This is a genomic window from Rickettsiella endosymbiont of Rhagonycha lignosa (genome assembly GCF_964031165.1).
In the GTDB taxonomy this organism is placed as follows: Bacteria; Pseudomonadota; Gammaproteobacteria; order Diplorickettsiales; family Diplorickettsiaceae; genus Aquirickettsiella.
The window spans coordinates 584268-599374 of sequence record NZ_OZ035011.1 but is presented as its reverse complement, the minus strand read 5'-3'; the positions used below and the strand labels follow the sequence as shown (position 1 = coordinate 599374).

Sequence of the window (15107 nt, the reverse complement as noted above, 5' to 3'; positions counted from 1 at the left end):
AATTTCAATTGATAAGTTGATATAAATACGATATTAAATCACTGGCTAATAAACCTCGTTCACCATTTTTTGCCGCCGCCCTATCGCCTGCCAGCGCATGTAAACAAACACCACATTCTGCTGCTTGTTGTAAGGTGAAATGTTGTGCCAAAAGTCCGCCAATCACGCCACTTAAAACATCGCCCATACCACCACTGGCCATACCAGGATTCCCTGCTAAACAAATTCGTAGTGATTTGTCTGTACAGACTAAACTACCCGCACCTTTGAGCACTACCACACCGCCATATTTTTTTTGTAATGCTTTAACCGCCTTAATCCGATTGGCTTGAATGACTTTAACAGAACAGTTCAATAAACGGGCTGCTTCGCCTGGATGAGGCGTTAAAATCCAATTGTCTGATTTTTTACGCTGTTTCGCCAACAAATTCAAAGCATCCGCATCCAATATTTAGCTTGTGCAGCCATTAAAACGCGCGATAATAATTGCTGTAACCAACTTGTTTGCCCTAATCCAGTTCCTAATACGATGACACTGCCTTTTTGAATTAAAGGAATGAGATCTTTGCCAGTTTTAACGGCATGTGCCATGATTTCAGGACGTTCAGAGATAATGGCAGTAATCGATTCTGCTCGAGTGGCCACACTCACTAAACCTGCGCCTACGCGCAATGCTGCTTCTGCCGCTAAACGCGCTGCTCCCGTCATGCCGTGATCACCACCGACTATCAGCGCATGGCCAAATAAACCCTTGTGCGCGTCTCTGCGTCGTGGTTTTAATAGTTGCTTAAAATCTTCAAACTGTATATTTGGGGGTTGTATCAATTTGTGATCCTTTGCATTTTATGTGTCATTGTAAGCACCGAGGTACGCGATAATTTAGACATTCGTTCGCTATAACAGTGATTTTTCTATACTAGGATAAAAAACAGGATTATGCGTTAGGAAAAATCGCATCGATAAATTGCGCACTGATATTGATATCACATTGCGCATCGATTTCACGTACGCCGGTAGGGCTAGTAATATTGATTTCGGTCAAATAATCGCCAATCACGTCTAAACCAACAAATAATAATCCTTTTTCTCGACAAATAGGCCCAACTTGTTGGCAAATCCAAACATCGCGTTCGCTTAATTTAACGGCTTTACCTTTTCCGCCTACGGCCAAATTGGCTCGTGTTTCACCGGGTGGCGCGATACGAGCCAAGGCATAGGGAATAGGTTCGCCATTAATCATAATAATACGTTTATCCCCAGCGAGCACTTCTGGAATATAGCGCTGTACCATCATATAAGATTGATTGTTAGCCGTTAAAGTTTCTAAGATAACATTGATATTGGGATCACTGACACGCAGTCGAAATACTGACTGACCACCCATACCATCCAAAGGTTTAGCGATGATATCTTGATATTCCGACAAAAATTCTTGTGCGTCATGAATAGTCGCTGTGACTAAACTGGGAGGACAACATTGTGGAAAATTTAATGTAAATAATTTCTCATTAAAATCACGCAAACTTTGTGGACGATTAGCAATTAATACGCCTTGTTGTTCTGCTTTATCCAACAATTGAGTCGCATAAATGTATTGCATGTCTATGGGTGGATCTTTACGCATCAATATCACTGATAAACTTGTGAGAGGAGCAATAGTTTCCTTATCATAAGAAAACCAACTTTTTTCATCATCCTTGACCTGCAATCTGCGCATACGTGCATAAGGCTTTTCATTAATTAAAAAAAGATCGGTAACTTCCATGTAAAAAATTGGCCAATGACGCTGTTGTGCCGCTAACAATAAAGCCAACGTAGTATCTTTTTTTGGATTAATCCCAGCTATGGGATCCATAATCACACCAAGTGGCTTAAGCATGGTTTACTCCGCTTGCTTTAAAACTTCAGCTTGTTCACGTGCAGCCGCTAATAAAGCTAATCTTGCAATCACACCGTAAACATAGAACCGATTCGCGCATTTGCCTTTTTGTTGTCCGCTATGGTCTGGAATATTGCAGGCTTGCACAAAAGGCAAAGGTTCAAATTGCATACCGGGTGTATTCAGATTATCGCTAACGCCACGACCGGTGTGAACACGATAAAATCCACCGACGACATATTGTCCGAGCATATAAACCACAGGTTCTGCCACTGCATCATTCCATGTTTCAAATGTATATACCCCTTCTTGAATTATTACCTTATTGATCGGTCGGCTACCTTTAGAAACCATCATATCACTACGTTTTTTGCGGTTGAGTTGTTGGATTTCTTCTACTTCATGAATAGATAACACACCCATGCCATAAGTACCTGCATCCGCTTTAATAACCACATAAGGTTTTTCTTTAATATGATAGTGATCATATTTTTTTTGGGTTGCTTGTAATATTTGTTGGCTTTTTTCTAGCATGCAATCTTCACCTTCGCGTTGCATGAAGTCCACACCCGTACAATATGAAAAATAAGGTGTAATTAACCAAGGATCTAAATTTAATAATTCTGAAAATTCTTTGGTCACTTGCTCATAGTGATGGAAATGATTTGATTTTAAACGACTATGCCAACCTAAATTAACATTGGGTAAAATAGATTGTTTTATTCCCTGTAATATTTTAGGAATACCATTAGCCAAATCATTATTTAATAAAATAAAACAAGGCAAAAAATCATTAACTTTAATATGATCGCCCTGACGGTGGATGGGTTCTAATGTTACCGAACCGCCTGACTCTAGCGTAATCTTTTTGTTTGCTTTGATGTCTTCTAATAAGGATCCAATTTTGACTTCAAAACCTGCTTTACTCAAAATATCTTGTAATGTGAAAAGATTTTCGAAATAAAAATTATTTCGAGTATGATTTTCAGGAATCAATAAAATACGTAAACATCCTGGTGCTAAGCGCTCTAAGGTTTCTTGTGCTGCTTGCACAGCCAGAGGAATAAAATCTTCACTCAAATTATTAAACCCAGCAGGAAACAAATTAGTATCCACTGGCGCTAACTTAAATCCGGCATTGCGTAAATCGACGGAGGAATAAAAAGGAGCGGGTGTTTTACGCCATTGCTCACGTAACCAATTTTCTATCGCTGTTTGCGCAGTCAGTAAGCGCTGTTCTAACTGGTGGAGCGGTTCTAAGCAATGTGAAGCCAGACATGGGATCTCATATCGATTATTTGACGATGTTGTCATCTAGTTAACCCCCGAAAGAAAAAGAACTTTTTTAGCCTATCTTAACTAAAGTACTAAAAAAGTCCTATCAGGATTGTAAATTTATTTCTCTTTCTGTCAAACAAGCATACGAAAAATCAATTTTATTTGACTAAGTTTGCTATAACTGCTTCTTCTGGCTGCTGCTCATCGATTTGTGGAGAAGTCTTAGAAAAAAAGAATTGTACAAGCTTTTTTACTTTTTGAGGACTCGGTACCCCTTCGACTGTTTCTTCTACAAAGTCTTGATTCATTGGCTTATTAGCCAGTTTTTGGATTCGTTCATCCCAATAATCATTCAGTATTTGCATAGTCAAGTCAGGTTTCTTAGCATTTGGATCTAATATAGTCTCTATGAACGCTTTTCCCATAATAGCATCATTATTTTGATCAAGAATCCATAAAGGTGTCTCACCTTTGTGATTCGAAATATTAGTTGAGGCACCTTGTTCTAATAGTAAACTCACAATGGGAAAATAGTCTTTTCGCGTGGCAATATGCAGCACTGTGTCACCGACAATATTTTTATTATTAATATTAGCGCCGTTATCTAAGCATTCTTTCACTTGCAATACACCATTTGGATTAACTGCTTCATGTAATTGACTATCTTTCAATAAATTATCCAGTTTTTCTAAAAGCCGATCGAGAGGTAATTTATTTATCGGTAATATGAAGACTTTACCCGTTTCTTTTGGATAAAGGATCGCCATCGTTCCAATTTTCATATCATATTGAGATAAAAACATTTCGAGATTATCTTTAATATCATTAAATTCCTCAATACTTGATATATTTGGAAATTTAAGTTTATAAAATGACGTAAGATCATCCTCAAGATAACATTTTTGTTGGAATGCTTTGGTTAATAATTCATTGATGTCCCTGATAAACATAGTGATGTCCTTATTTAAAAAATTATTGTAGTAATCCATATTAAACAAGCAAAATTGTGCTCGCATAATTAGTATACACTGAATCAAGTTTGAGAGAGCGGCTTCAAAAACCATGCTTAACCGGCTATAGTAGCTTTTTATTCAGACTCTGCATGAGCATGACTTTTTTTCAACGTCTTGGTCGTTTTTTGCTCGGTAAACCCCGTAATCCTTTAAATCCGAACGCGCAACATAATATTGCATTAGTCGCTTTTTTAGCCTGGGTAGGTCTCGGTGCAGACGGTTTGTCCTCTTCTTGTTATGGTCCTGAAGAAGCATTTATTGCTTTAGGCCCGCACTACAGTTCTTTAGGTCTGTACATTTCTATCGCCACGATATTAACTGTATTTATTATTGCGCTGGCTTACAATCAGGTCATTACATTATTTCCTAGCGGTGGCGGTGGTTATAAAGTGGCCACGCAATTATTAGGCCCCCATGCCGGATTGGTTTCCGGTGCAGCGCTCATTGTCGATTACGTCTTAACCATTACCATCTCGGTAGCAAGTGGTATCGACGCCTTGTTTAGTTTACTGCCTCATTATTTCTTGAATTATAAACTGTTATCGGCTGCTTGCGTCATTATTCTATTAATCACACTCAATTTACGCGGTATGAAAGAATCGATTAAGTTCGTAATGCCGATTTTTTTGGGCTTCGTTGCAACACACTTTTTTTTAATTATTTATGGTGTCATTACGCATAAAAGCACTTTACCCAACGTGTTTTCTGACACCTTAAGTAACACCTTGGAAATGTCAAAGCAAACCGGTTGGCTATTTATAATTGCCCTATTATTACGTGCTTATTCTTTAGGAAGTGGTACTTACACTGGGATCGAAGCCGTTTCCAACAATGTGAATCGACTCATGGAACCACGTGTACAAACCGGTAAGTGGACCATGTTTTATATGGCACTTTCCTTAAGTTTTACCGCGGGCGGAATTATATTGTTGTATTTACTCTGGCATGCACATCCTGTGTATGGTCAAACCTTAAATGCGGTGGTATTTCATAAGATATTAGGCGATTCTGCATTTGCAAAAGCGATGTTAACCCTAACTTTATTACTTGAGGCAGGTCTATTATTAGTCGGCGCGAATACGGGTTTTTTAGCTGGCCCCGGTGTATTAGCAAACATGTCGATCGATAGTTGGTTACCGAATCGTTTTCGTCATCTTTCTAGCCGTTTGGTTACACAAAACGGCGTTATTGTGTTTGGTATTGCTGCACTCCTTATTCTTTGGCTGAGTGGTGGTCGCGTTTCTTGGTTAGTTATTCTTTATAGTATGAATGTGTTCTTAACCTTTTCTCTTTCAATTTTAGGTCTGTGTGTTTATTGGGTAAAACATAGAAGCAATGCCTCGCCGCATTGGTTAGGACGTTTATTTTTTTCAGCTTTTGCTTTTCTAGTCACCTTTAGCATATTGATTATCACACTGATATCAAAATTTACGTTTGGTGGCTGGGTAACCGTACTGATCACAAGTTTTGTTATTTTCATTTGTCTGTTAGTTAAAAAACATTACACGATGGTATTTAATAAATTACATGACATCGATTTACTGATGACCAGCACACCTTTAAAAGTGCCTAGTGTAGTCACGCCTTTGCAACCTAAAGAAGCTACCGCTGTGATTATGGTGGGTAGACACCGCGGTATTGGTTTGCATAATCTATTGTGGATATTGCGCATGTTCCCTAATCATTTTAAAAATTTCGTGTTTGTTAACGTCGGCATTGTCGACGTAGAAAGTTTTAGTGCCAAAAAAGAATTGACCGACATGCAAAAAAGCACCGATGAAATGTTGGACTATTTTGTCACCTATTGCCAGGAACAAGGTTTAGCGGCTAAGGGTTATACCGCTTACGGCACCGATCCAACCGAAAAATTAACCAATTTATCCAAAAAGGTCATTAAAGAATTTCCTCATTCGATCTTTTTTGCCAGTAAATTGATTTTTAGTAAAGATAACTGGATAACTCGCTTATTGCATAATGAAACAGCGGTCATGCTACAAAGACGTTTACACTTATTGGGTGTACAACTGGTTATTTTACCCATGAAAATAGATTAATATGAGCAAAAAACCCGCTCCAGAAAAAACTCCCGTGAATATCTTGCAACAAGATCCAGAAAGCGTTTTAGCATTCATTCAAAACAAGGTACAGCAACTAACCAAACTGAATCAAATCTGGCAAGTTGAAATCCTTACTGAGCTAAGCGAGCACACACGTGTCGCTAACTTCCGTGACGGTTATTTAATCATCGAGTGTGACAGTGCCGCCTGGGCCACACGTTTGCGTTATACATTGCCCGATATAACCCAAAACTTACTTAAACATCCTGATCTGCGCGATTTAACGCATATTGAGTGGAATATACAACCTCTGTTTCATACATCTAATACAAAATTAAGCCAGCCTCCTCCGCTGCTATCATCTGCCAGTGCAGAATTACTGAAAAATGCCGCGGATAATATAAAAGCCAAATCTTTACAAGAAGCCTTACTGCGAATCTCAGTACGAAAATTAAAGTCTGTGTTATGCACGTTTGACCACGAAAAGGATGATGCAATAAAATAAGCCAAGCTTGTTCTTGATTTTTTGCATTAGTCCATACATATACCCAAGATTTTTTGGTATTTAGTGTGTCCAATGGTTCAAGACGAAAAGTAGGAGCACGTTCGGTAATATCGGTAAAAACCGGTAATAATGCTTGGTTTGCAAAATAAATTGCTCTATGGTGTGTAGCATAGATTTTCGCTTCTAAATCTGTCCATGGAGCAATTTTCGAAGCTATATGATACGTACTGGCTTGTAATTCTTGAAAGTTTAACAAGCGTTGTTGCAAAGTCATTAATTCAGAAAATCCGAGTTGGTGCATTTCTTGTATAGAAAGATATTTCTAAAAAAATGCGCTGCAAAGCATCTTCTAATAAAATACCCACTAGATAAAGTTCGCTAGTCGTTGCTTACATTCTGGTTGAACCTGTTATTGCCTGCGGTCCAGTAGTCAAGTTAATTTTTATTATATCGGGATTCTGTAAAACGGAACGACTTCTTAAAAAAGGCAATAAAACTTTATCGGGATTATTATAAATAAAATAGGGGTTGTTTTGTTTTGTCTCGGAATTTAATTTATTTGCCGACAAAACGCTACCAATAACCGCGGAAGTTTCACCCCCTTCTGTTATCGCAAAAACTAAATCACCTTTTTGTATATGTTGCTCTTGCAATTGTAGTTTTCCGATGCTTTGCAGATCTTCGAATCCCGGAAGTGAACTGACTAAAGCACGATCACCACCTGTTAGGGTTCCGATAATTGTATTTTCAGCATAAGCTAGGTGTGGTTTAATTTTTTCCCATTCGGGTAGAAGTTTTAATTTTTCCCAGAAGGGTCTCCATAAAGACGATTCCACTAAAACGCTTAAACGACCCGTCGCACCTGTCCCATAAAAAAATATTTTTCTATGATTGATAATCGCCATTTCGATGGCCTGAGATGCATTCGCTAATGTTTTTAATTGTTGAGGATTATTCGCCATCTCTTTAAATTTTTTTGAGATATCTTCATCTATTAGCAAAATTTCCTTTAACCCACCTTGCGTATCATTACTGATCAGATAACTCAAATTATTTGTTTTAGGATGGCGTTGTTCAGTCACTAAGTTTTGGAGTTGGAATTGTTTTTTATGTAGGACATAATCGACAGACTCACCGGAAGGAGTAATATGTAATAAATTTAAGATGGCATCGCTAGGAGTAGCACAAAAGGATGCATTGCTCGCAGTTAATAGCAAAGAAACTAATGCGCCTGCACCTAACATCTGAAATAATTTCATACTATCTCCTCAATAAGCAAATGCTTAGTCGAGTATAATTCACATTCCAATAAAAACCATTTCGCAGTCATTTAATAACGATATTATTTTGCGTTCTTGCTGATGATAAGGTTTCCATACGGCACTAAACGCTCTTCATATAAATCAGCTAAAGCCTTACCTTCTGGCTGGCGCCAGTCGCGTTGTAATTCTGCGGATAAAGCAAACCAACTGGTTAATATAGCCCCTGCATGAACCATACGCGTTAATGCGGCATCACGTACTGAGGTATTAAAAGTTCCCGATGCATCCACTACGACATATACGCTATAGCCTTCACTTAACGCAGCGAGGGTTGGAAACGCCACGCATACATCTGTGACAATTCCAGCTATGATAAGTTTTTTTCGTCCGGTGGCTTTAACCGCATCAACAAAATCTTTATTATCCCAAGCGTTAATTTCACCCGGTCTGGCGATGTAAGCAGATTTAGGAAATTTTTCTTTTAAATAAGGGAGAATCGGACCATTAGGACCTTGTTCTTGACTGGTGGTTAATACCACTGGCAATTTATACAGTAGCGCAATGTCAGCTAAAGCTAAGACATTATTCTTAAATTCATCAAAATTATAATCTCGGACTAATTGAAATAACCCGGTTTGATGATCAACCAACAATAATGCCGCATTATCCTTTGATAATCGATTATCTCCGGCTTGTTTTTTCGCACAGACATTAATATCATGCATTTTTACCCTCCATGACAAAAGCTTAACAACTTATGTTTATTTTAGCTTAGATGAGAATATAAAACGATAAATTTACAAACTCCCTTCTTCTTCTGACCAACCTGCTTTTACCTTTACCCAGAGCACTAAATAAACTTTTTTGCCAAAACAAGTTTCCATATCCATGCGTGCCTCAGTGCCGACTTTTTTAAGTAACTCACCATTTTTACCAATAATAATGGCTTTCTGACTGGATCGTTCTGTCCAAATGATGGCTGAAATTTTAATAATTTTTTTTTGCTCAGCAAATTGTTCGATACTGACCGTTAACCAATAAGGTAGTTCTTCGTATAAACTTCGCATCAATTTTTCACGGATAAATTCTGCTGCTAAAAAACGTTGGCTTCGATCCGTGAACTGATCCGCTGGATAAATAAATTCAGCGATGGGTAACGCAAGCGCTATCACTTTTTCTAATTCATCAATATTTTTATCTTTTTGCGCTGAAACAGGAACGATAGCTAAAAAAGACATTTTCTCAGAACAGGATTGTAAAAAAGGTAGTAAACGAGTCTTATCTTTTATTTTATCTATCTTGTTAACAATTAGTATCACTGGATGTTCTTGATGCTTTATACGTTCTAGAATAGCGTCATCGTCAGCAGTCCAACGATTGGCTTCGACAACAAAACCAATAATATCGACATCGATTAAAGCATTAATAGCCGATCGCACCATCGCTCGACTTAAACGACGTTGAGTATTAGGATGTATTCCAGGCGTATCGATATAAATTGATTGCGTCTGTGCTTCGGTTTTAATTCCTAAAATTTGATGCCGAGTCGTTTGTGGTTTTGATGAAGTAATGGTTAATTTTTCACCTAAGATTTTATTCAGTAAAGTAGACTTACCGACATTTGGACGACCGATAATGGCTATGGTGCCACAATGAGTGCCTTCTAAGTGTTTCATACTTTTCGTACTTGAATTTTTGTCTGTGTTGCCGCTCAATTCGCAATCCTCATGGTTATTATATAAAAGAATCTTGTTTAACAACGCAGCATTTGCCAAAAATTCAATTGCTGTATGTATATCATTGTATTAAGCTTTATAGATTGACTCTAATTCAGCTAAAATTTTTTCTGCGGCTTTTTGCTCGGCGCGACGCCGACTACTGCCTATTCCTACAGCTTTATTCGGTAACCCATGCAGTTGACATTCTACTTTAAAGGATTGATTATGAGCAGGGCCATCTAAGGCTAAAATAGTGTAAACAGGTAAAGCTAATTTTTTTGCTTGCAAATACTCTTGTAAACGAGTTTTAGGATCTTTAAGATCTGGAATGGTTTCGACATTTTCCAAGCGATTTTCATACCAACGTAGTATGCAGGTTTCACAAGCCTGAAAGCCACCATCGAGATAAATAGCACCGACAACCGCTTCCATACCATCGGCTAAAATAGACTTACGCTGCGCGCCTCCCGTTTTTAATTCTCCAGCACCTAAACGTAAATAGTTTCCTAATTCAAATTCTTTTGCGAGATCGGTCAAGGTTTCGCCACGCACCAGATTAGCACGCAAACGACTTAACTCACCTTCACGAGCTTTAATGTTTTGACGAAATAAAGCGGCGGCAATTACAAAGTTAAGTACAGCATCGCCTAAATATTCTAATCGTTCATTATTTTTATTGCCACGAAAACTACGATGGCTAAGTGCATCTTCCAATAGTTCAGGATTCTTAAATCGATAATTTAATTTTTCACATAAGGTTTCTATTTCTGCTCTCACTATGGCCTCTTAAAATTAAAAAACTCCACCTAATGGATACGCATTCCCAATCGATTCCAACGCACTCGGTGCTGTTCGTTATCCCAACTAAAAAATACCCACATAGCCTTGCCGATAAGATCTTTTTCAGGGACAAAACCCCAATAACGGCTATCTAAGCTATTGTCTCGATTATCACCCATAACAAAATAATTGCCTGGTGGTACATATACTGAAAAATCCGTCGCTAATTGGTCAGGACGTAAATAAATATCATGTTGCACACCCAATAAATTTTCACGCTTTAACAACACCGGCCATTTTTCATTCGCACCATCTTGATCGGTTTGCTTTCCGAGTAAGGTTTGTGGAGCAAGCTGACCATTGATGGTTAAGACTTTATCTTTATAGCTTATAACGTCGCCAGGTAAACCAATCACGCGTTTAATAAAATAAGTTGATGTATCTCTGGGCCATAAAAACACTACAATATCACCGCGATTGGGCTCACCAATGGAAATGATTTTTTTATGTAATACCGGTAAGCGTATGCCATAACTAAACTTATTTGCAACAATAAAATCACCTATCAGTAGATCGGGTTTTTCTGAACCAGAAGGAATACGGAAAGGTTCGGCCAAGAAAGAGCGCAATAATAAAACCAAGAGTAAAATTGGGAAAAAAGAACGCGCATATTCAATGAGAACCGAAGGATGAGCAATTTTTTTTCGTTTTCGTATGGGTGCAAAAATCAGACTGTCCACCAAAGCAATGGCACCCGAAATGACTACCGCCGTTGTCAAAAAAAATTCAAAATTTAAGCTCATCATAGTTACTCTATTAATTAGGATTATTTCTTCTCGAGTTGTAACACCGCTAAAAATGCCTGTTGTGGTATCTCCACTCGACCCACTTGTTTCATGCGTTTTTTACCAGCTTTTTGTTTTTCTAATAATTTTTTCTTACGCGAAATATCGCCACCATAACATTTAGCAATAACATTTTTACGTAAGGCCTTAACGGTTTCCCTTGCAATAATATGGCCACCTATCGCGGCTTGTAATGCGACTTCAAACATCTGACGAGGAATGAGCTCTCTAAGTTTAGCCACCAATTGACGGCCTCGATATTGTGATTGACTGCGATGTACCACTAAGGCAAGGGCATCGACTTTATCACCATTAATTAGAATATCCAACTTGACTAAATCTGCTTCTTGAAAGCGGATAAAATGATAGTCCAGAGAGGCATAACCCCGACTTAAAGATTTTAAGCGATCGAAAAAATCTAAAACCACTTCACTCATTGGTAATTCATAAGCGATAGAAACTTGTTTACCCGTATAAAGTAATTTGGTTTGCACACCACGACGCTCATTACAAAGCGTTATCACTGCGCCTAAATAAGTCTGGGGCACTAAAATATTCGCCAAAACGATAGGTTCACGCATCACTGCAATCAAATTGGCCATCGGTAAATCGGCAGGATTATCGACAAGTAATGTTTCCCCCCGGGTTGTCACTATCTCATAAACAACAGTGGGCGCGGTAGTTATTAAATCGAGATCATACTCTCGTTCTAAACGCTCTTGAACTATCTCCATGTGCAACAAACCAAGAAAACCACAACGAAAACCAAAACCTAAGGCTTCAGAAGTTTCAGGTTCATAAAACAGGGATGAATCATTTAAACTGAGCTTTTCTAAAGCCTCGCGAAAATCAGTAAAAGCTTCGGTATTGACCGGAAATAAACCGGCAAATACCTGTGGGTGAACGCGTTTAAAACCAGGTAAAGGCGCACTGGCAGGTTTCGAAGTATGGGTTAAGGTATCTCCGACCGGCGCACCATGAATATCTTTAACACCCGCAATAACAAACCCCACCTCGCCAGCATTTAATTCTTCCATTTCTTGTCGTTTTGGGGTGAAAATTCCGCATTTATCCACGATGTAACTGCGTCCAGTAGACATCACTTGGATCTTGTCACCTATTTTAAGCCTACCATTTTTTATCCGCACTAAAGAAACAATTCCTAAGTAAGTATCAAACCAAGAATCGATAATGAGTGCCTGTAAGGGTTGCTGCACATCACCTTGCGGTGGTGGAATAACATGTATGAGTCGTTCTAGCAGTTCTAAAATGCCGAGACCTTGTTTTGCACTGACTCTAACAGCATCTTGAGCAGGTATGCCGATAATTTCTTCAATTTCCTGAATAACGGTTTCTGGATCAGCTTGTGGTAAATCTATTTTATTTAATACCGGTAAAACTTCTAAACCTTGTTCAACAGCGGTATAACAAACAGCCACGGTTTGCGCTTCAACCCCTTGAGCGGCATCCACGACTAACAACGCCCCTTCACAAGCGGCTAAAGAACGCGATACTTCATAAGAAAAATCCACATGCCCTGGCGTATCGATAAAATTTAACTGATAACGCTGTCCGTCACGAGCAGTATAATAAAGCGTTACGCTTTGTGCTTTGATAGTAATTCCGCGTTCGCGTTCTAGATCCATCGAATCGAGTACTTGCTCGGACATTTCTCTTTCCGTCAAGCCCCCGCAAACTTGTATTAACCTATCGGCTAAGGTCGATTTTCCATGATCAATATGAGCAATAATAGAAAAGTTACGAATATTTTGCATGATAGTATGATAACGCCTTAAACTATATTAAATGTCGCTTTTTTATCGATAAGGCGAAAGAGTATAACGGATTTATACGCACAGCAATCGGATTTTTGTCATGTGCCGCGAAGATAGGCAACCGCAATGTATTCAAGGTACATGAAGATTACAAATTGAGCAGCAACACTGTCAAAAATTTAAGTGCGAAGCATATACTCACAGCAATCGAATTTTTGACTAGGCGCCGAGAAAATGAGCAGCCGCAGTGTATTCAAGGTACATGAGGATTGCGAATTGAACGGCAACATAGTCAAAAATTCAAGTGCGAAGAGTAAATTATTTTTGTAAACGTTGTTGTAACCACTGCGTAATATCCATAATTTCTTGTGGACAAACACTATGGCCTATTGGGTAACGATTAAACTGCACACGGTAAGCTAATTTTTTCAAGCAATTATAAGAAAATTCGCCTAAGGCCGGTGCAACCACATTATCTTCATCGCCATGTGCCATAAAAATAGGTGTTGATTTATTCGCGTCACTGGCTTCTTTTTCTAAAAAATGATGTAAAGGTAAATAGGTTGATAAAGCTAAAACACCTGCCAAAGCATGCGGATAACGTAAAGCAGTATATAATGCCATTGCTCCACCTTGAGAAAACCCTGCTAAAACAATTCGACTAGCAGGAATACCTCGTGCCATTTCTTTTTGCATTAATTCAAATAAACTCTGTGCAGCAGCACGAATACCACTCTCATCTTCAGGCGAACCAAACGTTAGACCATGTATATCGTACCAAGCTGGCATTTTTACGCCACCATTTAAACTTATTGGCCTCACGGGTGCATGAGGAAAAACAAAACGAAAGCCTGTACTTAAGGCAACAGCTCTAGCCATATTGGCCGAATCATGACCACTGGCTCCTAAGCCATGTAGACAAATGATACTGGCAGAAGGAGTTTGGATCGGATTAAACTCTAAATAATCTAATGGCTTTTGGTTTTCCATTGTGAACCTCATAAAATTAAGACTGTTTTTGCTATATTGTTTAGAATAAAAAATCACTTATATTTTCAGTATATACTGCTCCTTAATATTTTTAAATTTTCCCTATTTGCGCCAATAATGAGCAAGTAAGCATAAAAAATACAGTAATCACTTTCAAATTAGATCGAAATTGTATATTTAATAACCCGCTGCAATTGAATTAGCCAATTCCAATCCTGATTGTGCTCGAAAAAAAACAAACATTTTCATCGATCTGATTTGATGCAAAACAGAAATTAAATAAAGTCATCTATAAGTCCAGCCACAGACAAATCTGTGTAATAATGAGAGCTTTATAAAAATTAACCATTCCCTAAAGAAAGAACTATCGAAGGCTAATCGAAGAAAATAGTAAAAGCTTGCATATTACATTAAAATATTTTTGAATGGGCGGTTAAATGCTGTGTATTTTTAGAGCTCAAAACTCCAACATTATCAGGAGAAATAATGACTAAAAAAGCTAATGTTCGTTTATTAACTGCTTGTCTGCTTGGTTTTCTGGCTGGACTCGCAGCCATGCTTATTGTCTACCCTTTTATTTTTCCACCTCCTATCTTAAATGAAAAACTTATCCATGCTGAAACTAAAACTTTAATCGCTAAAGGGAATTTTATTCATCCCAATCCAAAAGATTTTATCCATTATGGCAAAGGGTCTGTCAATGTTTATAAAGCAAAAAATCAGTATGAGATATTCCTTAATAAGGATTTTAAAGTCGGTCCTGGGCCTGCTTTTCATATTTTCTTATCTGATGCTAAAAATATTAAAACCAATACTGCCTTTAAAAATTCAAAAAAATATGATTTAGGTATGTTAAAAAGCTTCCAAGGTAGTCAGATTTATTCGGTTCCAAGTCATGTCAATCTATCAGAAATAAAATCTGTTGTTATTTGGTGTGTTTCATTTTCCCAACTCATTACTTCGGCTGATTTAAAAGAACCTACTTTATAATTAAAAATAGGTTCT

15 protein-coding genes are annotated in these 15107 nt (G+C 38.1%); 3 read left to right on the top strand and 12 right to left on the bottom strand.

Going from position 1 to position 15107, the window contains the following annotated elements; translation table 11 throughout:
* Positions 1 to 4 precede the first annotated feature (4 nt).
* The 5 genes from AAHI99_RS02750 to AAHI99_RS02730 all read right to left on the bottom strand — a co-directional run bounded on the left by AAHI99_RS02750 (position 5) and on the right by AAHI99_RS02730 (position 4107).
* Positions 5 to 433, bottom strand: coding sequence for an ADP-dependent NAD(P)H-hydrate dehydratase (locus tag AAHI99_RS02750; protein WP_342228147.1), 429 nt, complete (start codon positions 431 to 433; stop codon positions 5 to 7).
* Positions 430 to 825, bottom strand: a complete 396-nt coding sequence (locus AAHI99_RS02745) for an ADP-dependent NAD(P)H-hydrate dehydratase (protein WP_342228146.1) — start codon at positions 823 to 825, stop codon at positions 430 to 432. The genes AAHI99_RS02750 and AAHI99_RS02745 overlap by 4 nt, the downstream gene beginning before the upstream one ends.
* Before the next feature lie 109 nt (positions 826 to 934).
* A complete protein-coding gene (gene gshB / locus AAHI99_RS02740) occupies positions 935 to 1879 on the bottom strand; it encodes a glutathione synthase (protein ID WP_342228145.1) in 945 nt (314 codons plus the stop codon).
* 3 nt (positions 1880 to 1882) lie between these two features.
* Positions 1883 to 3193, bottom strand: coding sequence for a glutamate--cysteine ligase (gshA, locus tag AAHI99_RS02735; RefSeq protein ID WP_342228144.1), 1311 nt, complete (start codon positions 3191 to 3193; stop codon positions 1883 to 1885).
* A gap of 122 nt (positions 3194 to 3315) precedes the next feature.
* Positions 3316 to 4107, bottom strand: coding sequence for an ankyrin repeat domain-containing protein (locus AAHI99_RS02730; RefSeq protein ID WP_342228143.1), 792 nt, complete (start codon positions 4105 to 4107; stop codon positions 3316 to 3318).
* A gap of 152 nt (positions 4108 to 4259) precedes the next feature.
* Here AAHI99_RS02730 and AAHI99_RS02725 point away from each other — a divergent pair, with 152 nt between their 5' ends.
* Both AAHI99_RS02725 and AAHI99_RS02720 read left to right on the top strand, forming a co-directional pair.
* On the top strand, positions 4260 to 6224 hold the full coding sequence (locus tag AAHI99_RS02725) for an APC family permease (protein ID WP_342228142.1): 1965 nt from the start codon (positions 4260 to 4262) through the stop codon (positions 6222 to 6224).
* A 1-nt stretch (position 6225) separates the two neighbouring features.
* Entirely contained in the window at positions 6226 to 6732 is a 507-nt protein-coding gene (locus AAHI99_RS02720; protein WP_342228141.1) for a DUF721 domain-containing protein, read from the top strand.
* A gap of 389 nt (positions 6733 to 7121) precedes the next feature.
* Here the strand turns inward: AAHI99_RS02720 and AAHI99_RS02715 are convergent, their stop codons facing one another.
* The 7 genes from AAHI99_RS02715 to AAHI99_RS02685 all read right to left on the bottom strand — a co-directional run bounded on the left by AAHI99_RS02715 (position 7122) and on the right by AAHI99_RS02685 (position 14102).
* The gene (locus tag AAHI99_RS02715) at positions 7122 to 7991 is read right to left on the bottom strand and encodes a hypothetical protein (RefSeq protein WP_342228140.1); all 870 of its coding nucleotides are present in this window, start codon (positions 7989 to 7991) and stop codon (positions 7122 to 7124) included.
* Positions 7992 to 8074: 83 nt separating this feature from the next.
* Positions 8075 to 8719, bottom strand: a complete 645-nt coding sequence (locus AAHI99_RS02710) for a hydrolase (protein ID WP_342228139.1) — start codon at positions 8717 to 8719, stop codon at positions 8075 to 8077.
* A gap of 72 nt (positions 8720 to 8791) precedes the next feature.
* A complete protein-coding gene (gene era / locus AAHI99_RS02705) occupies positions 8792 to 9670 on the bottom strand; it encodes a GTPase Era (RefSeq protein ID WP_342228138.1) in 879 nt (292 codons plus the stop codon).
* Between the two features lie 129 nt (positions 9671 to 9799).
* Positions 9800 to 10489 (bottom strand): ribonuclease III, encoded by a 690-nt coding sequence (gene rnc, locus AAHI99_RS02700; RefSeq protein ID WP_339051277.1) that lies wholly within the window; start codon positions 10487 to 10489, stop codon positions 9800 to 9802.
* A 29-nt stretch (positions 10490 to 10518) separates the two neighbouring features.
* Positions 10519 to 11295 carry a signal peptidase I gene (gene lepB / locus AAHI99_RS02695; protein WP_342228343.1) on the bottom strand — a complete coding sequence of 259 codons (777 nt, stop codon included), beginning with the start codon at positions 11293 to 11295 and terminating at the stop codon, positions 10519 to 10521.
* Positions 11296 to 11318: 23 nt separating this feature from the next.
* The gene (gene lepA / locus AAHI99_RS02690; RefSeq protein ID WP_342228137.1) at positions 11319 to 13112 is read right to left on the bottom strand and encodes a translation elongation factor 4; all 1794 of its coding nucleotides are present in this window, start codon (positions 13110 to 13112) and stop codon (positions 11319 to 11321) included.
* 318 nt (positions 13113 to 13430) lie between these two features.
* Entirely contained in the window at positions 13431 to 14102 is a 672-nt protein-coding gene (locus AAHI99_RS02685) for an alpha/beta fold hydrolase (RefSeq protein ID WP_342228136.1), read from the bottom strand.
* 486 nt (positions 14103 to 14588) lie between these two features.
* Between AAHI99_RS02685 and AAHI99_RS02680 the strand changes: the two genes are divergently transcribed.
* Positions 14589 to 15092, top strand: coding sequence for a DM13 domain-containing protein (locus AAHI99_RS02680; RefSeq protein ID WP_342228135.1), 504 nt, complete (start codon positions 14589 to 14591; stop codon positions 15090 to 15092).
* Positions 15093 to 15107: the final 15 nt, after the last annotated feature.

What these genes read in the sequence shown, in the direction of transcription:
- AAHI99_RS02680 (WP_342228135.1), top strand. Translation starts at nt 14,589, where the DNA reads ATGACTAAAAAAGCTAATGTTCGTTTATTAACTGCTTGTCTGCTTGGT.
- AAHI99_RS02730 (WP_342228143.1), bottom strand. Translation starts at nt 4,107, where the DNA reads ATGTTTATCAGGGACATCAATGAATTATTAACCAAAGCATTCCAACAA.
- AAHI99_RS02725 (WP_342228142.1), top strand. Translation starts at nt 4,260, where the DNA reads ATGAGCATGACTTTTTTTCAACGTCTTGGTCGTTTTTTGCTCGGTAAA.
- AAHI99_RS02720 (WP_342228141.1), top strand. Translation starts at nt 6,226, where the DNA reads ATGAGCAAAAAACCCGCTCCAGAAAAAACTCCCGTGAATATCTTGCAA.
- lepB (WP_342228343.1), bottom strand. Translation starts at nt 11,295, where the DNA reads ATGAGCTTAAATTTTGAATTTTTTTTGACAACGGCGGTAGTCATTTCG.
- AAHI99_RS02715 (WP_342228140.1), bottom strand. Translation starts at nt 7,991, where the DNA reads ATGAAATTATTTCAGATGTTAGGTGCAGGCGCATTAGTTTCTTTGCTA.
- gshA (WP_342228144.1), bottom strand. Translation starts at nt 3,193, where the DNA reads ATGACAACATCGTCAAATAATCGATATGAGATCCCATGTCTGGCTTCA.
- era (WP_342228138.1), bottom strand. Translation starts at nt 9,670, where the DNA reads ATGAAACACTTAGAAGGCACTCATTGTGGCACCATAGCCATTATCGGT.
- lepA (WP_342228137.1), bottom strand. Translation starts at nt 13,112, where the DNA reads ATGCAAAATATTCGTAACTTTTCTATTATTGCTCATATTGATCATGGA.
- gshB (WP_342228145.1), bottom strand. Translation starts at nt 1,879, where the DNA reads ATGCTTAAGCCACTTGGTGTGATTATGGATCCCATAGCTGGGATTAAT.
- AAHI99_RS02685 (WP_342228136.1), bottom strand. Translation starts at nt 14,102, where the DNA reads ATGGAAAACCAAAAGCCATTAGATTATTTAGAGTTTAATCCGATCCAA.
- AAHI99_RS02710 (WP_342228139.1), bottom strand. Translation starts at nt 8,719, where the DNA reads ATGCATGATATTAATGTCTGTGCGAAAAAACAAGCCGGAGATAATCGA.